Below are 17154 nucleotides of genomic sequence, written 5' to 3'. Positions count from 1 at the left end.
TCTTTTTCCATCACACCCTTGCAGAGTAACGATTTTAGAGCAAACCGCAACGCTGTTTACTGCGCGCTTCCGCCTCCTCGTACAGCGTAAATTCGTCCAGCACCGGGCAGCCCAGCGCCTGCTCGAATGCCTCCCGGCTGGCATGACCGTGGCTGCGCGCCTGCGTTTCATTGCCGAGGTTGGACTGGAAAATACCGGCAGCGCTCACGGGCAGAAAATCTTCATAGGTGATCGGCTGCGCCACCACCCAGCCACGCTCGATAAGCGGCTGCGGATCGTCGCCGGGACGAAACGCATGGCGGTGCGCCTCGCCTGAAGGCGTCAGGCGGTAGCGGAAATAGGCCAGCCCCTGACGGCGCAAAAACATTTCGCTGTCCGGGAAGGCGCTAAACGTCTCGCGCAAATGCAGCTGGTGCGTCAGGTTGTCTTTGCCCGTCCCCGCCTGGCTCAGCAGGCTGTCGTACAGCGCGCGTCCTTTCGGGGTGAGCGCCACGCCGCGCTGTTCTATTTCACCAAAGCGGGCGGTATGCGTTCCTTTATCTTCCCCGGCAAAGAGCACCGGCTCTTCAAGCGCTTTAAAGCTGGTCTGGCGCAGCAGGATCGGCACCTCGCGGCGCGGCGGCCCCTCCACCAGAACTTTGGGTTCAATACCGTATTTCGGCATCAGCTCTTGTACGCGGTCGATATCCAGCGTGCGCGGCGTGAGATGGTTGATATGGCATCCGGGGAAGCAGACGACGTCGGCAATCAGGCGATGCGCATTGCTCAGCGCCAGGTAAGTTTCCCGGTCTACCGTCGCGTGACGGTGCCAGCGGAACGTCTCCAGCGCTTCCTGAACAAACTCGCTCGCCTGTGCATCGGTAAAGCCCTCTTCTGACTCATACAGGTCAAGAAGTGCCAGACAGCGCGGCGTAAAGATGTTCCGCCGCGAGAGGATCTCAGCCGCGCGTTCGCGCAGCGCGGCGTCTTCAATCAGTTCCAGACGCAGCAGCGAGGTAAAAATACGAAACGGATTGCGGCACAGTGCTGCATCGTCAACCGGACGAAACGCCGTGGAATGAACGGGCACCCCCGCCTGTGAGAGATCGTAATAGCTGACCGGAAACATGCCCATAATGGCGAAGATCCGGCGCAGGGTAGAGAGTTCCCGCGCGGTCCCCACGCGAATCGCGCCGTGACGCTCAACGTTGAGGCGCGCCAGTTCATCTGCATTCGCAAGCTGTTCATGTAATAAAGGATTATTTTCCAGAACTCCAAGGTTCACATCTGCCACCAGCTCAAGCAATGTGCCGTACTGCGGAACTTCCTGCTGGTACATCGCCGACATAGCCTGCGAAAAGTGCTCCCGAATCTCATCAGCCGTGATGGTGTTCGCCATGATGTCTTGCCTCCAGTGAATATTACCTGGAGTGTAGAAAAGGCCGTTCCTTCCGGGGGGAAGAATTTACAAATTGTGATCTTAAGACGCGTGTGGTCAACACGTGCGCTGACGCACCTTGTAACAAATGAGGCCTAAAATAGTCTCCTGTAAATATTTTCTACCGCTATGTCTCGCTATGATGAAATATCACCAGGAATAATCTGCAAACGGCATCTACCCTCATTTTTTTGGGCCAATAACTTTTGCCATAAATATCATTTAGCGCGCACGGAATCTGAATACCCCCAGCAAACACAACGACTTACCCGCCCTCCTGGAAGAATATATTTATAGCAAGCGAAGCGTTAATTGCCACATTATTTTGCGATAAATTAAATAGGACCATTAATTAAATTTGACGAACCTCCACCAGCGACTACAGTTATTAATCGAACGACGAGTGATACGGAATATATTCGTATCTTACTGACATGACCAATATATGAAATATGAGGTTTAATATGGCAGAGCATCGTGGTGGTTCCGGTAATTTCGCTGAAGATCGTGATAAAGCATCTGACGCAGGACGTAAAGGTGGACAGCAGAGCGGTGGGAATTTCAAAAACGACCCGCAACGCGCCTCTGAAGCAGGTAAGAAAGGGGGCCAGAATAGTCATGGCGGAGGCCGTGGTTCTGACAAATCCTGATCTTAATTACGTCTCTTTAAATACCTAAAGAGCTTGCTGCGGGCCAGACGGCTCGCAGTACCCTTCACATATTTAATCGGATCGTAAATATGAAATGAAAAGCATCGAAGACGTCTTTATTCACCTTCTCTCCGACACCTACAGCGCGGAAAAGCAGCTGACCCGTGCGCTGAGCAAACTTGCCCGCGCCGCCTCCAGCGAACAGCTTAGCGCAGCCTTCACTGCTCACCTTGAGGAAACACAGGGTCAGATCGAGCGTATCGATCAGATTATTGAGCAGGAAAATGGCCTCAAGATTAAGCGTATGAAGTGCGTTGCAATGGAAGGCCTGATTGAAGAGGCAAATGAAGTCATTGAGAGCACTGAAAAAAATGAAGTCCGTGATGCCGCATTAATTGCCGCTGCGCAAAAAGTAGAGCATTACGAAATTGCCAGTTACGGTACCCTGGCGACCTTAGCGGAACAGTTAGGCTATACTAAAGCCGTTAAGTTACTGGCGGAAACGCTTGAAGAAGAAAAAGAAACCGATCTTAAACTCACCGATCTTGCCGTAGGTAATATCAATAAAAAAGCGAAGAAATAACGATTTAACACAGATATTTTAAATAAGCATTTGTCTGGCGATCGTTAAAGGATGCTTTTTAGCGGCAGCACTGCTGTGGTTAATTCTCGTTATTCCTTCTGTTTTTATAATGAATGAGTAGTGTACTGCAGGTGCAGTTCGAATTGCAGAGAGTAACAATAAATTGACCATCTAATAATTGAGGACACGATTATGAATCACGTAGAACACTATCATGACTGGCTACGCGATGCCCATGCGATGGAAAAGCAAGCGGAATCAATGCTGGAATCCATGGCCAGCCGCATCGATAATTACCCTGACATCCGCTCCCGAATTGAACAACATATTAGCGAGACAAAACGTCAAATCAGTTTGCTGGAAGAGATCCTCGACCGCAATGATATTTCTCGTTCCGTCCTCAAAGACTCCATGAGCAAGATGGCCGCGCTCGGCCAGTCCATTGGCGGTATGTTCCCGTCCGATGAAATCGTGAAAGGGTCCATCAGCGGCTATGTTTTCGAGCAATTTGAGATTGCCTGCTATACCTCCCTGCTGGCGGCAGCCAAACGCGCAGGCGATACCGCCTCCGTGCCGGCCATTGAATCTATCCTTGCCGAAGAAAAAGCGATGGCTGAGTGGCTGATCACCCATATTCCGCAGACGACGGAACAGTTCTTACAACGCTCAGAGACCTCCGGGGTCGAAGCGAAAAAATAGTCAGAAGCATGCCAGACAGTTGAACGCTGTCTGGCAGCGCCAGTGCACCATCCGTTCCAGAGGCCATTCGTTCCAGAGGTAGGAACCATGTTCGAACTCGACGCCTTTCATCTGGCCAGGATTCAGTTCGCTTTTACCGTCTCCTTTCATATTCTCTTTCCGGCGATCACCATTGGGCTTGCCAGCTATCTCGTGGTACTTGAAGGCATGTGGCTGCGTACCAAAAACGACGTCTGGCGATCGCTGTACCATTTCTGGCTCAAAATATTCGCGGTTAACTTCGGCATGGGCGTCGTCTCCGGGCTGGTCATGGCATACCAGTTCGGCACCAACTGGAGCGGCTTCTCGCAGTTCGCCGGGAGTATCACCGGTCCGTTACTGACCTACGAAGTGCTTACCGCCTTCTTCCTGGAGGCCGGTTTCCTTGGCGTGATGCTGTTTGGGTGGAACAAAGTCGGCCCCGGCCTGCACTTCTTTGCCACCTGCATGGTGGCGCTGGGTACATTGATGTCCACCTTCTGGATCCTTGCGTCTAACAGCTGGATGCACACCCCGCAGGGGTTCACCATCGAAAATGGCCAGGTGATCCCGCAGGACTGGTTGGCTATCATTTTTAACCCCTCTTTCCCGTATCGTCTTATCCACATGTCGATTGCCGCGTTCTTGTGCAGCGCATTGTTTGTCGGCGCTTCCGGGGCCTGGCATCTGCTGCGCGGAAACGATACGCCCGCCATACGTAAAATGTTCTCCATGGCGATGTGGATGGCGCTGCTGGTTGCGCCCATTCAGGCCGTGGTCGGGGATATGCATGGTCTGAACACGCTGGAACATCAGCCCGCGAAAATTGCTGCTATCGAAGGCCACTGGGAGAACCGCCCGGGTGAAGCGACCCCGCTGCTGCTGTTCGGCGTGCCGGATATGGATGAGGAGCGCACCAAATACGGGCTGGAAATTCCTGCCCTGGGCAGTTTGATCCTGACGCACAGCCTCGATAAACAGGTTCCCGCCCTGAAAGAGTTCCCCAAAGACGAGCGTCCAAACTCGCTTATCGTCTTCTGGTCATTCCGCATTATGGTTGGCATGGGGCTGCTGATGATTGCGCTTGGGGCGATCAGCGTCTGGCTACGCTATCGCAACCGGCTTTACCACTCCCGTCTGTTTCACTGGTTCGCCCTCTTTATGGGGCCTGCCGGGCTGGTCGCGCTGCTGGCGGGCTGGGTCACCACCGAGGTGGGCCGTCAGCCGTGGGTGGTCTATGGTTATCTGCGCACCATTGACGCGGTATCGCTGCATAGCACGCTGCAAATGAGCATCAGTCTGTTGGCCTTTATCCTGGTCTACTGTTCGGTCTTTGGCGTGGGCTATGTCTATCTCGTCAGGCTGATCAAGAAAGGCCCGCAACCTGCCAGCACGCTGACATCGAATACCTCGGGCACCCCTGCCCGTCCGCTGTCTGCCGCCGAGTCGGTTTCTGAACAGGAGAGACCCTGATGGGCGTTGATATCTCTGTCATCTGGATCGCGATCATCGTTTTTGCCACGCTGATGTACATCATCATGGACGGTTTCGACCTGGGCATTGGCCTGCTGTTTAATTTTGTCGGCGACGCCAAAGAACGCGATGTGATGGTTAACAGCGTAGCCCCGGTGTGGGATGGAAATGAAACCTGGCTGGTGCTGGGCGGCGCGGGGCTGTTCGGCGCCTTTCCGCTGGCCTATGCGGTCATCATCGATGCCCTGACCATTCCCCTGACCGCTATGCTGATTGGCCTGATTTTTCGCGGGGTGGCGTTCGAATTTCGCTTTAAGGCCACGCCGTCGCACCGCAAATTCTGGGACTATGCCTTTGCTGGCGGCTCGCTGCTTGCCACCTTCAGCCAGGGGATTGTCGTGGGGGCGATGATCAACGGCTTCGACGTAGAAGGCCGACGTTTCGCTGGCTCCGCGCTCGACTGGTTCACCCCGTTCAACCTGTTCTGCGGCCTGGGTCTTATGGTCGCTTACACCCTGCTCGCCACCACCTGGCTTATTATGAAAAGCGAAGGTGAACTGCAGACCCGCATGCGCTATCTTACCCGCCGGGTATTGCTGGCACTGATTGCGGTGATTGCCGTGGTAAGTATCTGGACGCCGCTTGGCTGGCAGTACGTGGCCGAGCGCTGGTTCACGCTGCCAAACTTTTTCTGGTTCCTCCCGGTTCCGCTGCTGGTTGGCGTGCTGAGCCTGTGGATCTGGCGGATGACTCACAACCCGCACAGCCACGCCCGCCCGTTTCTGCTGACCCTTGGGCTGATCTTCCTCGGGTTCAGCGGGCTGGGCATCAGCCTGTGGCCGCATATCATTCCTCCGCGCATTACCCTGTGGGAAGCCGCAGCCCCGCCTTCCAGCCAGCTGTTTATGCTGGTCGGCACGCTGTTAATCATTCCGGTGATCCTTGTGTACACCGCCTGGAGCTACTACGTTTTCCGCGGCAAAGTGTCTGATACCGAAGGTTACCACTGATAAATCCAGGGTCAGGGCGGCGCGCCAGCCCGCCCGGACCAAAAAGCGCTTGTAACTCAAACAGATCGAATGTTAATAATATTTTGCTATGAAGTTATCAAAATTAAACAACATCGCTTGTCAGCGGCATCGCTCTGTTTTAAACATCGCCTATGGAAAAAAATGGTCTGTTCAGTCAGCGCATACGCTTGCGCCATTTACATACATTTGTGGCCGTCGCTCAACAGGGAACGCTGGGGCGTGCGGCTGAAACCCTTAATCTCAGTCAACCTGCACTCTCAAAAACGCTGAACGAACTCGAGCAGCTCACCGGAACGCGCCTGTTCGATCGCGGCCGTCTCGGGGCGCAGCTGACGATCGTGGGCGAGCAGTTTCTCACGCACGCCGTGAAAGTGCTTGATGCCCTTAACACCGCAGGCCAGGCGCTAAACCGCAAAGATGAACAAGCCACCGAGGTCGTGCGTATAGGCGCGCTGCCCACGGCGGCGCTGGGAATTTTGCCGCCGGTTATTGGTCAGTTTCACCGGCAGCAACGGCACACCACGCTTCAGGTCGCCACTATGAACAACACCATGCTGCTCGCGGGGCTGAAATCCGGCGAACTGGATCTGGGTATCGGCAGAATGTCCGACCCCGAGCTGATGAGCGGCCTGAACTATGAGCTGCTGTTTCTCGAATCCCTCAAGCTGGTGGTGCGGCCAAATCATCCACTCTTGCAGGACACCGTCACCCTGAGCCGGGTTATGGAGTGGCCGGTGGTGGTGTCGCCGCAGGGCACGGTCCCGCGTCAGAATGCCGAAACCATGTTGCAGATGCAGGGCTGCTCGCTGCCCTCGGGCTGCATCGAAACGCTGTCGGCCTCCCTTTCGCGCCAACTTACCGTCGATTACGACTATGTCTGGTTTGTCCCGTCAGGGGCGGTCAAAGACGATTTACGCCGCGGCACGCTGATTGCGCTGCCGGTCACCTCTCCCGGCGCGGGCGAACCTATCGGCATTCTGACCCGCGTGGACGTTCCGCTCTCTGCGGGCGCGCAAACCCTGCTGAGCGCAATTCGTAAATCCATGCCGGTGTAATTACCCCTTTTTCTCCCGCCTGCATAACCCGTCGTGATGACGGGTTGCTTCTCTGCGCTAATCAATAAATGCGAAATTATTCATTAACAATTGCGTAAAACAATTTAACAGATTTATCATAGCCACGAATTCACCAAATGGTTCACATATCATTTATAAAAGGTGTATTCAGCCGCTTATAGCCCCGCTATAAACGTTAAAACCTGCTTAACCTCAATATTAATTACCCATTTGGTACAGACACCATGCAGGCCTGACAGGACGGGTGTATTTAAGGAGACAGAAATGGCATTTGGCAACGCGCCACGCGGAGTACCTCGTATTCTGCAGTGGCTTCTTGCCGGACTGATGGTGCTCATCGGTCTGGCTGTCGGCGGGCTGGGCTTAAAGCTCGCCACCGTGGGCGGAAGTTGGTACTTCCTGATCATGGGCATCGTGATGGTGATTGCTGCCATCCTGATATTCACCAATCGCACCATCGGGATCGTGCTCTACGGCCTGGCGTTTATTGCGTCGCTGTTCTGGGCAGTGAGCGATGCAGGCTGGGATTTCTGGCCGCTGTTTTCACGCCTGTTCACCTTTGCGGTGCTGGCGTTTCTCTGTGCCATCGTCTGGCCTTATCTGCGCGCAGCACAGCACGGCACGCCGGTGAACAAAGCGCCTGCCTTTGGCGTTGCGGCGGTGCTGGCTGTTGTTATGCTGGTAAGCCTCGGCTGGATGTTTAAACCGCAAACGCTGGTCGCGGCCAACGAACCGGTACCGGTAAAACCGGTGGCACCCGGCGAGCAGCAGACGAACTGGGAACACTGGGGAAACACCACCCACGGTGACCGTTTTGCCGCACTCGACCAGATCAATAAGCAAAACATCAACGAGCTGAAAGTGGCCTGGGTGGCCCATACCGGCGACATCCCTCAAAGCAACGGCTCAGGTGCAGAAGATCAGAACACCCCGCTGCAGGTAGGCGACACGCTGTACGTGTGTACGCCGTACAGCAAAGTGCTGGCGCTGGATGTTGACTCCGGCAAAGAGAAATGGCGTTACGACTCAAAAGCGACGGCCCCGAACTGGCAGCGCTGCCGCGGGCTGGGCTATTTTGAAGATCGCTCAAGCGTGACAACGTCACAAGCAGAAACTCAGCCTGCGGCCTGCCCGCGTCGCCTGTTCCTGCCTACCACCGATGCCCGTCTGATTGCCATCAACGCCGACAACGGCAAGGTTTGTGACGACTTTGGCGACCATGGCACTGTCGACCTGAGCGTCGGCATGGGTGAAATTAAACCCGGCTATTACCAGCAAACCTCGACGCCTTTGGTCGCGGGTAACGTGGTCGTGGTCGGCGGACGCGTGGCGGATAACTTCTCCACGGGTGAACCGCCGGGCGTGGTACGTGCCTACGACGTTCATACCGGTAAACTGGCGTGGGCCTGGGATCCGGGCAACCCTGCATTGACCGGTGAGCCGCCAGAAGGCCAGACCTACACGCGCGGTACCCCGAACGTCTGGTCTGCCATGTCCTACGACGCCAGACTGAACCTGATTTATCTGCCGACGGGTAACGCAACGCCAGATTTCTGGGCGGGTGAACGTACCGCGCTGGATGACAAGTACAGTTCGTCGATTGTCGCCGTGGACGCCACCACCGGCCAGGTTCGCTGGCATTTCCAGACCACGCACCACGACCTGTGGGATTTCGACCTGCCTTCCCAGCCGCTGCTGTACGATCTGCCGGATGGTAAAGGCGGCACCACGCCGGTACTGGTCCAGACCAGCAAGCAGGGCATGATCTTTATGCTCAACCGCGAAACCGGCAAGCCGGTGGCGAAAGTTGAAGAACGCCCTGTGCCTGCGGGTAACGTTGAGGGTGAGCGCTATTCGCCTACTCAGCCCTATTCCGTTGGCATGCCGATGATCGGCAACCAGACGCTGACCGAATCCGACATGTGGGGCGCAACACCGGTTGACCTGCTGCTGTGCCGTATTCAGTTTAAAGAGATGCGCCACCAGGGCGTCTTTACTCCGCCGGGTCTGGACCGCTCTCTGCAATTCCCTGGCTCTCTTGGCGGGATGAACTGGGGCAGCGTGTCGGTTGACCCGAACAATGGCCTGATGTTCGTTAACGACATGCGTCTGGGGCTGGCGAACTACATGGTTCCTCGCGCTAACGTGGCGAAAGACGCCAGCGGTATCGAAATGGGGATTGTCCCGATGGACGGCACGCCGTTCGGCGCAATGCGCGAACGTTTCCTGTCGCCGCTGGGCATTCCGTGTCAGAAACCGCCGTTTGGCACCATGTCAGCCGTTGACCTGAAATCCGGCAAGCTGGTGTGGCAGGTTCCGGTCGGTACGGTCGAAGACACCGGTCCGCTGGGGATCCGCATGCATATGCCTATCCCGATCGGTATGCCTACGCTTGGGGCATCACTCTCCACGCAGTCCGGCCTGCTGTTCTTTGCCGGTACCCAGGACTTCTACCTGCGCGCGTTTGATACCGCAACCGGGAAAGAGATCTGGAAAGACCGTCTGCCGGTGGGCAGTCAGTCCGGCCCGATGACCTACGTTTCGCCGAAAACCGGTAAACAGTACATCATCATCAACGCAGGCGGCGCGCGCCAGTCACCGGATCGCGGTGATTACGTTATCGCCTATGCGTTACCGGATAAGAAGTAAACAATGAAAAAGGGACCGAAAGGTCCCTTTTTTTGTAGGTCAGATGTTGTAGGTAAGCGAAGCGCCACCCGACACACTCCGCGACTCAGAACGTCTCCCAGTTATCCCCGGAAATCGTTGCCGCCTGGCGCAACGGTACGTTCTGCGCCACCGGTGCAGCCGTCACCGCGCGGCCCTGCTTCGCGCCGCTCAAACGAAATGCCCCTACTGCCTCGGTCAGACGCGCGCCCTGTTCTTCCAGAGATGCCGCCGCCGCTGAGGCTTCTTCCACCAGCGAGGCGTTCTGCTGGGTCACTTTGTCCATTTCAGAGATAGCCTGGCTTACCTGAACGATACCGCGACTCTGTTCATCCGACGCGGCAGCAATTTCAAGCATGATATCGGTGACGCGTTTCACCGCTTCAACAATCTCATTCATGGTGTTACCCGCTGCTACCACCTCGCCAGAGCCCTGGTCAATCAGTGAAACGGACTCGTTGATCAGGCTTTCAATCTCTTTCGCGGCGTTGGCACTGCGGCTCGCCAGGGTACGTACTTCGCTTGCCACCACTGCAAATCCACGCCCTTGTTCCCCGGCACGCGCCGCCTCTACTGCGGCGTTGAGCGCAAGGATATTGGTCTGGAATGCAATGCTGTTGATGACGGCAGTGATTTCAGAAATTTTCTTCGAACTGGTGGAGATGTTGCCCATCGTTTTCACCACCCCGGAGACCATCTGTCCACCCCGGCTGGCTTTACCGGACGCATCCTCCGCCAGCTTGCTGGCATGGTGAGCGTTATCGGCGTTTTGCTTCACGGTTGCCGTCAGCTGCTCCATGCTGGCCGCGGTCTGCTCAATGGCGGCGGCCTGCTGTTCGGTACGCGATGACAGATCGGTATTACCGGCGGAAATCTCACTCGTGCCGCGGTAGATCTCCTCCGCTCCCTGGCGCACGGTCCCTACCGTGGTCACCAGCGAATGTTGCATTGTCTGCAGGTCCCGCGTCAGACGGCCAATCTCGCTGCGGCCCGTCGCCTCGTCCGGCATCGTCAAATCGCCCTTCGCGATATTCTCGATGCGCGTAGCCGCGCGCTGGAGCGGGTTGATCACGGTACGGCGCAGCACCACAAAAGTCATCACCGTGAGCACCAGGGCTAATGCAAAAGCCCCGACCATAAACATCAGCCCCAGCTGGGTGCGGGTATGCGCCTGCGTGGAGAGGGCGTTAGCGCGATCGGTACGGATCTTGATCGCCTTTAACAGCACGTCGTTATAGGCATCATCCAGCGGACGGGCACTCTCATTTTCGTGATTGATGATGGCTTCAAACATGCCGTTTTTGGCATATTTGAGCATCGGCTGAAGACCAGCGATATAGGCATCGAAGCGGGTTTTCAGATCGCTGTCCAGGGCTTCATCCGCAGGGGTACGGACCGGACGGTTCATATAGGCGGTGAACCCCTCCTGCGACTGCTTAATGCGTTTTTCCGCCTCGGCGATGTTCTCTTTCATCGCGTCCATTTCCGCGATACGGCTCGCCGCACCGGCGTGGATCATATTGATACGGGCGGTACGCAGATGGTTCGAGCTGTTCGACAGCCCCATACGTACCTGAATTTCGGATGTAACATCCTGCTGATCGGTATCGGCTTTTAGCAGGAAATACCCTGCCAGCCCTGCGCTCAGGGCGAACAGAAGAATAATGCCACCGAGAATGGAGGAAAACAGCGGAACCAGCCGGATATGATGCAAGAAGCCCAGCCGCTGCTGCGCCTGCATCGATGTTGTGTTGTCCATGACCGTCGACTCTCTTATAGGTAAGATGCGTATAAACACGCCTGTAAAATAGTCATCGGCACGGCGGGGAATTTGCTTATGGCTAAAAGCGCCAGCCAGGTCACACTTTAGAGAAGAATATGCAGGAAAGGCCAGCGGCAAAAACCGCTGGCAGAATAATTAGTTGTCGCCGAAATGTATGACGGTACGAATGGACTTACCCTGATGCATCAGATCGAACGCTTCGTTGATCTGATCCAGCGGTAAACGGTGGGTAATGAACGGATCGAGCTGGATTTTGCCAGCCATCGCATCTTCTACCATGCCCGGCAGCTGAGTACGGCCTTTCACACCACCGAACGCCGATCCGCGCCATACGCGGCCCGTGACCAGCTGGAACGGACGGGTTTTGATCTCCTGCCCCGCACCCGCGACGCCGATGATGATGCTTTCGCCCCAGCCTTTGTGGCAGCATTCAAGCGCAGCACGCATCACGTTGACGTTGCCGATACACTCGAAGCTGAAGTCAACGCCACCGTCGGTCAGCTCAACAATCACCTCCTGAACCGGCCTTGCGTCATCATTCGGGTTCACGAAATCAGTCGCGCCCATCTCGCCCGCGAGTTTGAATTTCTCCGGGTTGGTGTCTACCGCGATGATACGCCCGGCTTTCGCCTGAACCGCGCCCTGGATAACCGCAAGGCCAATTCCGCCCAGACCGAATACCGCAACGGTATCGCCCTCTTTCACTTTCGCAGTGTTGTGTACCGCGCCGATACCGGTCGTCACGCCGCAGCCCAGCAGACACACTTTATCCAGCGGTGCCTGCGGGTTAACCTTGGCCAGCGAGATCTCCGCGCACACGGTGTATTCGCTGAAGGTGCTGGTGCCCATGTAGTGGTAGATAGGCTCGCCGTTGTACGAGAAGCGGGTGGTGCCGTCCGGCATCAGGCCTTTGCCCTGGGTCGCACGAACGGCCTGGCACAGGTTGGTTTTGCCGGATTTACAGAACTTACACTCGCCGCACTCGGCGGTGTACAGCGGAATAACGTGGTCGCCGGGTTTCAGGCTGGTTACGCCCTCGCCTACTTCAACCACCACGCCGCCGCCTTCGTGGCCGAGCACCGCCGGGAACACGCCCTCCGGATCCTCACCCGACAGGGTAAAGGCGTCGGTATGACACACGCCGGTGTGGGTAATTTTGATCAGCACTTCGCCTTTTTTCGGCGGCGCGACATCAATTTCAACGATTTTCAACGGCTGGCCTGGACCGAATGCAACAGCTGCGCGAGATTTCATAGTGTCTCTTCCCTTGTAGTGAGGTCTGTGGGTTTATTTTAGATAAGAGCGCAGCAAATGGCCGACTTCGGCCATCCGAACTGCCCGCTGGTCCGGGGTTGTCTCACCCGTGACCAGCTCATCTTTGAGGTGAATTTCGACCATTTCGCCCATCAGGCCATTCGCCGCACCGCGCACGGCGGCAATTTGCTGCAGAATGGCCAGACAGGGTTCGCCGGACTCAAGCGCACGCTCGAGGGCATCGACCTGGCCCCGGATGCGGCGTACGCGAGTAAGGATACGTTTTTTGTCAGCAGGTGAATGCGGCATACGCCCTCCTATATACTATAGGGGGGTATAGTAACTCGCTTATGGACTTCATGTAAACATCCCTGTTTTGAGGCTTTTGGGGCAACTGTCATGAGGTCCTTCAAAAAAGTCATTCGCCACAACCCTAATAACATTCTTATTTATCAATATTTTACATGACATTTTTTGTCTAACTGCATTGGGGAAAGAGGTATTTATTAGATATCCGAAATGTCTACTTAAAAGGAGTTTAGCAATGGCAATACCAGCATACCTGTGGTTGAAGGACGACGGTGGCGCGGATATTAAAGGCTCGGTAGATGTAAGGTACCGAGAAGGTTCTATCGAGGTTGTAGGGTTTGGTCATGGTATGCACCTGCCAACCGATAGCATGACGGGAAAAATCACGGGTACTCGCGTGCATAGCGCACTGGTATTCGAAAAGGAGTTCGACAGCGCCAGCCCATACTTGTACAAAGCGGTAGCCACCGGGCAGACGCTAAAATCTGCGGAATTTAAGTGGTACAAGATCAACGATGCAGGCCAGGAGGTGGAATACTTCAATATGCTGCTTGAGAACGTCAAAGTCGTCTCGATATGCCCGCTGATGCATGACGTTAAAAATCCGGCAATGGAAAAGCATAACCATCTTGAAAGCATCGCGCTGCGCTACGAGAAGATCACCTGGAAACATTGCGACGGCAACATCATTTTTTCTGACGAGTGGAAAGACAGATGATTCGCTGCACTTTTCATCTGAATGGCGGCCAGTTATCGAATCTGAGCTGCCCAGGTATAGGGTTTTTCCCGGCTTATTCAGGCAATGCAGGACAACACAGGAATAATCCAGATTCAGTCGCTGTGAAGAACATCGGGCCGGTACCACCAGGTAAATATTACATTGTGGACAGACCGCGAAGCATTGGTACCCACGTTAAAGATTATTTCGCCACAAAATATACGTTGTCAGATCATTCCACCTGGTTCGCGCTGTACCGCGACGATAAGAGTATTGATGACGTCACATTTATTGATGAGGTTGCGAGGGGGAACTTTCGGCTTCACCCAGCAGGTTGGGCCGGAATCAGCAACGGTTGTATTACTCTACCATCGCCCGCACACTTTCACATCCTAAGAGACGCGCTATTGAGTATGCCCAAAATGCTCGTAACTGCTTCTTTGTTTGCCTATGGCACGATACAGGTGTACTGATGATGACGCCCGCGAAACAGGCAGGATTATGGCTGATTCAGTTCATATCGTTTCTGACTATCTTCTCTGTAATTTACATCGCCTTCCCCTTTGAATATTTGTTTGATGTCTACAGCGACAAAGTGGGGTTCATAACGGAAACGAACTGGAGTGACATAGTGCTGTTCGGTATTCTCGCTGTGTCAGTGCTGATAAACACTTTGCTGATATTTTTCGTAGCTTCTGCTAAGAGGAAATATTGACATCTCCACAACCCGCCTCGGCGGGTTTTTTGTCAGAATTAAGATCGTTAGCGTTAATCGCTACCTGAAACAGGATCAGAGAACTCGGTAACAGTCCCGTAGAAACCTGATAGCGCATTACTGAAAATATCTTTCCCCCATTCCGTGTTATCAGATGCACATACTGTAAATGGTCGCCACCTACCCCCCATGAAAACCTCACAGTCAATCATGGATTCGTCTGGTGCTGAATAGGTGCAGTTTCTGACCCCCGTTCTCAAGCCTCTAAGCTTCTTGACAGGCTGCGGCGGGAGTGTATCTACACGTTGAAATGGCATTACTGCTTTCCCTACTGACTGGCCCTGATAGCCCGCAAAGCCCAGACAACGCCACGTACCGCCTGCATGATGAGTTGATGACTGAATCATAAACGCGGCGGGATCATTGATAGCGCTATATGAAAGTTGGCTCGCTGCAACTTCATCGCCAGGGTTAAATCGAATTGAAGATGAATTTGTATAGACAGAAAAAAATCCGATAAAACCGGGCGCCTCAAATTCAGGGATCAATGATGCCGCTGCAGCTTTTTTTGTCTCTTCGAGTATTACTTCCATCTCCTCCATGATGCCAGGTTGAGCCTGATCAGTTTTAAATGCCGTTAGATATACACTCTTGTTTTGAGGCTGTCGGGGCAGCAGTCATGAGGTCCTTCAAAAAAATCATTCGCCACAACTCTAACAACATACTTATTTATCAATATCTTAAATGACATTTTTTGTCTAACTGCATTGGGGAAAGAGGTATTTATTAGATATTCGAAATGTCTACTTAAAAGGAGTTTAGCAATGGCAATACCAGCATACCTGTGGTTGAAGGACGACGGCGGCGCGCACATAAAAGGCGCGGTGGATGTGAAAGATCGTGAAGGGAGTATTGAAGTGCTCGGTTTTGGGCATGGTTTGCACCTGCCAACGGACAATAATACCGGCAAAATTACTGGTACCCGAGTGCACAGTGCACTTGTCTTTGAAAAGGAATTCGATAGTTCCAGCCCCTACCTCTACAAGGCTGTCGCGACAGGACAGACACTCAAAGCTGCCGAGTTTAAATGGTACAAGATCAACGATGCAGGCCAGGAGGTAGAATACTTCAATATGTTGCTGGAAAACGTCAAGGTCGTGTCGATTTGTCCGTTGATGCACGACGTTAAAAATCCGGTAACGGAAAAGCACAATCATCTTGAAAGCATCGCGCTACGATACGAAAAGATCACCTGGAAACACTGCGACGGTAACATCTTTTTTTCTGACGAGTGGAAAGACAGATGATTCGCTGCACATTTCATTTAAACGGCGGTCAACTTTCAACATTAAGTTGCCCGGGGATAGGTTTTTTCCCAGCTTATTCAGGTAATGCCGGGGAGAACAGAAATAACCCTGCAGCTGTTGCAACACCGGAGGTGGGACCCTTACCGCCGGGGCTGTATCATATCGTCACTCGACCCCGTGGAGGCATCAAGTCACACTGTAAAGATTTAGTGAAGGAGCTAGAAAGCGGTTCAAATCGTGATTACTGGTTTGCTCTGTATCGTGATGATGAACATATTGATGACATAACCTTTATAGATAAAGTTAAGCGAGGTTCATTTCGACTGCATCCTGCGGGACAATCGGGAATCAGTAATGGATGCATAACGTTACCGAATCACGCTCACTATATGCTTCTAATGCATGCATTACTTTCTTCAGGAGCAATGATGGTCACACCACAATTAAAAGCTCTGGGCACGATACAGGTATACTGATGAGCGCAAAAAAACATGCCCTGAGGTGGATTGCCGAAACAATGATGTTGTTCGTGATATATACACTTCTTTGCTACTTCCTTCCTGACGTGCTTCTTTATCACCTGTACACCAGAAATTTCGGCTTTGTCACAGAGCTGGACTGGAACGACAATTACACCACTATTTTATTCATTTTATCCTTTTTCATCAATGCGTTACTGATTTACCTCCGTGCATTATATAAACAAAAATAATTTAACAGTTGTCAGCCGCACCCAGGCTACCCAACAGGGAGACATATCCTAAAAAGGCCTCCAAACGCATCACTTTTAAGGTTAAAGCACATAAATTCTGAAACTGGGTCTATCCTTAAACTATCTACAAAAGGAGGGAAACAATGTCTGATTTTAATGCTGATAAGAATGCCGACTACGCGGGTGACAAAGCGAAAAACAAACTTGATGAACTGGCAGGCTCTGCGCAGGAGCAGTTTGGCGATTTCGTTGATTCACCAAAGCACCAGGTCAAAGGTGCTGCGAAGAAGTATGCTGCACAGGCCAGCGATGCCGTTTCGGATGTGACGGAAGCGGTCAGAAATAACCCACTGTCAGGCTTAATCGCCGCGGGTGCAGTAGGTGTGGTGCTTGGCCTTCTGCTGGGCCGTAAATAATATCAGGCCCCACGGGGCCTTTTCTTTTGCTGCGTTAGCGTTCAATAAATATCTGCTCCTGGCCCCCCAAGAAGTTCTGACAAAACAACGGCCTCCGCCGAAGAACACACTTCTATATCCTCTCCCATTAAGTGCCAGACGCCCCTCGTCTGCTCGCCCTTCTCCACATCCGTGGCAGGAATGTCAGAGTAGCGGGCTTTCTGCACGATGCCCCTGAACTTTATCCAGTAGTAACCGTCTTGCATGGAATACCCTCCTTTTTGGTATGGAAAAAGTATTGCAGAGAATCTGAAAATATGTGCTTAAGCAGGAGAATATATTCTTCG

Annotated in this window: 18 protein-coding genes; 12 read left to right on the top strand and 6 right to left on the bottom strand. The window is 53.6% G+C overall.

All coding sequences use genetic code 11. From position 1 onward, the window contains the following. Nucleotides 1-34 precede the first annotated feature (34 nt). Nucleotides 35-1378 carry a 2-oxoadipate dioxygenase/decarboxylase HglS gene (hglS, locus tag FFS28_RS01785; RefSeq protein WP_006175195.1) on the bottom strand — a complete coding sequence of 448 codons (1344 nt, stop codon included), beginning with the start codon at nucleotides 1376-1378 and terminating at the stop codon, nucleotides 35-37. A gap of 503 nt (nucleotides 1379-1881) precedes the next feature. On the opposite strand from hglS, the gene FFS28_RS01780 reads away from it, so the two are divergent. From FFS28_RS01780 to FFS28_RS01750, 7 genes are all read left to right on the top strand, one after another. Continuing rightward, on the top strand, nucleotides 1882-2067 hold the full coding sequence (locus FFS28_RS01780; RefSeq protein WP_042319775.1) for a con-10 family general stress protein: 186 nt from the start codon (nucleotides 1882-1884) through the stop codon (nucleotides 2065-2067). 94 nt (nucleotides 2068-2161) lie between these two features. Continuing rightward, nucleotides 2162-2650: a YciE/YciF ferroxidase family protein gene (locus FFS28_RS01775; RefSeq protein ID WP_137848591.1), complete on the top strand. Its 489-nt coding sequence runs from the start codon at nucleotides 2162-2164 to the stop codon at nucleotides 2648-2650. Between the two features lie 192 nt (nucleotides 2651-2842). After that, the gene (locus tag FFS28_RS01770) at nucleotides 2843-3349 is read left to right on the top strand and encodes a ferritin-like domain-containing protein (RefSeq protein ID WP_006175186.1); all 507 of its coding nucleotides are present in this window, start codon (nucleotides 2843-2845) and stop codon (nucleotides 3347-3349) included. A gap of 87 nt (nucleotides 3350-3436) precedes the next feature. Further along, nucleotides 3437-4840 carry a cytochrome ubiquinol oxidase subunit I gene (locus tag FFS28_RS01765; RefSeq protein ID WP_137848590.1) on the top strand — a complete coding sequence of 468 codons (1404 nt, stop codon included), beginning with the start codon at nucleotides 3437-3439 and terminating at the stop codon, nucleotides 4838-4840. After that, nucleotides 4840-5850, top strand: a complete 1011-nt coding sequence (gene cydB, locus FFS28_RS01760; protein ID WP_137848589.1) for a cytochrome d ubiquinol oxidase subunit II — start codon at nucleotides 4840-4842, stop codon at nucleotides 5848-5850. The genes FFS28_RS01765 and cydB overlap by 1 nt, the downstream gene beginning before the upstream one ends. A 152-nt stretch (nucleotides 5851-6002) precedes the next feature. Next, a complete protein-coding gene (locus FFS28_RS01755) occupies nucleotides 6003-6926 on the top strand; it encodes a LysR substrate-binding domain-containing protein (RefSeq protein ID WP_137848588.1) in 924 nt (307 codons plus the stop codon). A 285-nt stretch (nucleotides 6927-7211) separates the two neighbouring features. Continuing rightward, entirely contained in the window at nucleotides 7212-9596 is a 2385-nt protein-coding gene (locus FFS28_RS01750; protein ID WP_137848587.1) for a glucose/quinate/shikimate family membrane-bound PQQ-dependent dehydrogenase, read from the top strand. Nucleotides 9597-9681: 85 nt separating this feature from the next. On the opposite strand, the gene FFS28_RS01745 is transcribed toward FFS28_RS01750, so the two are convergent. From FFS28_RS01745 to FFS28_RS01735, 3 genes are all read right to left on the bottom strand, one after another. Then, complete coding sequence (locus FFS28_RS01745; RefSeq protein ID WP_137848586.1) at nucleotides 9682-11373, bottom strand: methyl-accepting chemotaxis protein; 1692 nt, start codon at nucleotides 11371-11373, stop codon at nucleotides 9682-9684. 159 nt (nucleotides 11374-11532) lie between these two features. Beyond that, nucleotides 11533-12651, bottom strand: a complete 1119-nt coding sequence (locus tag FFS28_RS01740; RefSeq protein ID WP_137848585.1) for an S-(hydroxymethyl)glutathione dehydrogenase/class III alcohol dehydrogenase — start codon at nucleotides 12649-12651, stop codon at nucleotides 11533-11535. 33 nt (nucleotides 12652-12684) lie between these two features. Next, nucleotides 12685-12960 carry a metal/formaldehyde-sensitive transcriptional repressor gene (locus FFS28_RS01735; RefSeq protein WP_006175178.1) on the bottom strand — a complete coding sequence of 92 codons (276 nt, stop codon included), beginning with the start codon at nucleotides 12958-12960 and terminating at the stop codon, nucleotides 12685-12687. 235 nt (nucleotides 12961-13195) lie between these two features. On the opposite strand from FFS28_RS01735, the gene FFS28_RS01730 reads away from it, so the two are divergent. Together FFS28_RS01730 and FFS28_RS01725 are read left to right on the top strand one after the other, a co-directional pair. Then, nucleotides 13196-13678 carry an Hcp family type VI secretion system effector gene (locus FFS28_RS01730; RefSeq protein ID WP_137848584.1) on the top strand — a complete coding sequence of 161 codons (483 nt, stop codon included), beginning with the start codon at nucleotides 13196-13198 and terminating at the stop codon, nucleotides 13676-13678. Then, on the top strand, nucleotides 13675-14151 hold the full coding sequence (locus FFS28_RS01725) for a DUF2778 domain-containing protein (protein ID WP_137848583.1): 477 nt from the start codon (nucleotides 13675-13677) through the stop codon (nucleotides 14149-14151). The genes FFS28_RS01730 and FFS28_RS01725 overlap by 4 nt, the downstream gene beginning before the upstream one ends. 295 nt (nucleotides 14152-14446) lie before the next feature. On the opposite strand, the gene FFS28_RS01720 is transcribed toward FFS28_RS01725, so the two are convergent. Beyond that, nucleotides 14447-14986 carry a hypothetical protein gene (locus FFS28_RS01720; protein ID WP_137848582.1) on the bottom strand — a complete coding sequence of 180 codons (540 nt, stop codon included), beginning with the start codon at nucleotides 14984-14986 and terminating at the stop codon, nucleotides 14447-14449. A gap of 231 nt (nucleotides 14987-15217) precedes the next feature. Between FFS28_RS01720 and FFS28_RS01715 the strand changes: the two genes are divergently transcribed. The 3 genes from FFS28_RS01715 to FFS28_RS01705 all read left to right on the top strand — a co-directional run bounded on the left by FFS28_RS01715 (nucleotide 15218) and on the right by FFS28_RS01705 (nucleotide 16828). Further along, nucleotides 15218-15700 (top strand): Hcp family type VI secretion system effector, encoded by a 483-nt coding sequence (locus FFS28_RS01715; protein ID WP_137848581.1) that lies wholly within the window; start codon nucleotides 15218-15220, stop codon nucleotides 15698-15700. Continuing rightward, nucleotides 15697-16176, top strand: coding sequence for a DUF2778 domain-containing protein (locus FFS28_RS01710; protein WP_137848580.1), 480 nt, complete (start codon nucleotides 15697-15699; stop codon nucleotides 16174-16176). The genes FFS28_RS01715 and FFS28_RS01710 overlap by 4 nt, the downstream gene beginning before the upstream one ends. A gap of 379 nt (nucleotides 16177-16555) precedes the next feature. After that, nucleotides 16556-16828 carry a CsbD family protein gene (locus tag FFS28_RS01705; RefSeq protein WP_006175168.1) on the top strand — a complete coding sequence of 91 codons (273 nt, stop codon included), beginning with the start codon at nucleotides 16556-16558 and terminating at the stop codon, nucleotides 16826-16828. A 41-nt stretch (nucleotides 16829-16869) separates the two neighbouring features. Here the strand turns inward: FFS28_RS01705 and FFS28_RS01700 are convergent, their stop codons facing one another. Next, nucleotides 16870-17073, bottom strand: a complete 204-nt coding sequence (locus tag FFS28_RS01700) for a hypothetical protein (protein ID WP_137848579.1) — start codon at nucleotides 17071-17073, stop codon at nucleotides 16870-16872. Between the last annotated feature and the right edge of the window lie 81 nt (nucleotides 17074-17154).

It is taken from the genome of Enterobacter sp. 2VL (genome assembly GCF_005503595.1).
Classification (GTDB): Bacteria; Pseudomonadota; Gammaproteobacteria; order Enterobacterales; family Enterobacteriaceae; genus Enterobacter; species Enterobacter cancerogenus.
This window is presented reverse-complemented; position numbering and strand designations above follow the sequence as displayed.

Bases quoted from the DNA above. Each gene is read 5' to 3' on its own strand.
- FFS28_RS01745 (WP_137848586.1), bottom strand. From the start codon at position 11,373: ATGGACAACACAACATCGATGCAGGCGCAGCAGCGGCTGGGCTTCTTG.
- FFS28_RS01770 (WP_006175186.1), top strand. From the start codon at position 2,843: ATGAATCACGTAGAACACTATCATGACTGGCTACGCGATGCCCATGCG.
- FFS28_RS01725 (WP_137848583.1), top strand. From the start codon at position 13,675: ATGATTCGCTGCACTTTTCATCTGAATGGCGGCCAGTTATCGAATCTG.
- hglS (WP_006175195.1), bottom strand. From the start codon at position 1,378: ATGGCGAACACCATCACGGCTGATGAGATTCGGGAGCACTTTTCGCAG.
- FFS28_RS01740 (WP_137848585.1), bottom strand. From the start codon at position 12,651: ATGAAATCTCGCGCAGCTGTTGCATTCGGTCCAGGCCAGCCGTTGAAA.
- FFS28_RS01715 (WP_137848581.1), top strand. From the start codon at position 15,218: ATGGCAATACCAGCATACCTGTGGTTGAAGGACGACGGCGGCGCGCAC.
- cydB (WP_137848589.1), top strand. From the start codon at position 4,840: ATGGGCGTTGATATCTCTGTCATCTGGATCGCGATCATCGTTTTTGCC.
- FFS28_RS01710 (WP_137848580.1), top strand. From the start codon at position 15,697: ATGATTCGCTGCACATTTCATTTAAACGGCGGTCAACTTTCAACATTA.
- FFS28_RS01780 (WP_042319775.1), top strand. From the start codon at position 1,882: ATGGCAGAGCATCGTGGTGGTTCCGGTAATTTCGCTGAAGATCGTGAT.
- FFS28_RS01735 (WP_006175178.1), bottom strand. From the start codon at position 12,960: ATGCCGCATTCACCTGCTGACAAAAAACGTATCCTTACTCGCGTACGC.
- FFS28_RS01765 (WP_137848590.1), top strand. From the start codon at position 3,437: ATGTTCGAACTCGACGCCTTTCATCTGGCCAGGATTCAGTTCGCTTTT.
- FFS28_RS01720 (WP_137848582.1), bottom strand. From the start codon at position 14,986: ATGGAAGTAATACTCGAAGAGACAAAAAAAGCTGCAGCGGCATCATTG.
- FFS28_RS01755 (WP_137848588.1), top strand. From the start codon at position 6,003: ATGGAAAAAAATGGTCTGTTCAGTCAGCGCATACGCTTGCGCCATTTA.
- FFS28_RS01750 (WP_137848587.1), top strand. From the start codon at position 7,212: ATGGCATTTGGCAACGCGCCACGCGGAGTACCTCGTATTCTGCAGTGG.
- FFS28_RS01730 (WP_137848584.1), top strand. From the start codon at position 13,196: ATGGCAATACCAGCATACCTGTGGTTGAAGGACGACGGTGGCGCGGAT.
- FFS28_RS01775 (WP_137848591.1), top strand. From the start codon at position 2,162: ATGAAAAGCATCGAAGACGTCTTTATTCACCTTCTCTCCGACACCTAC.
- FFS28_RS01700 (WP_137848579.1), bottom strand. From the start codon at position 17,073: ATGCAAGACGGTTACTACTGGATAAAGTTCAGGGGCATCGTGCAGAAA.
- FFS28_RS01705 (WP_006175168.1), top strand. From the start codon at position 16,556: ATGTCTGATTTTAATGCTGATAAGAATGCCGACTACGCGGGTGACAAA.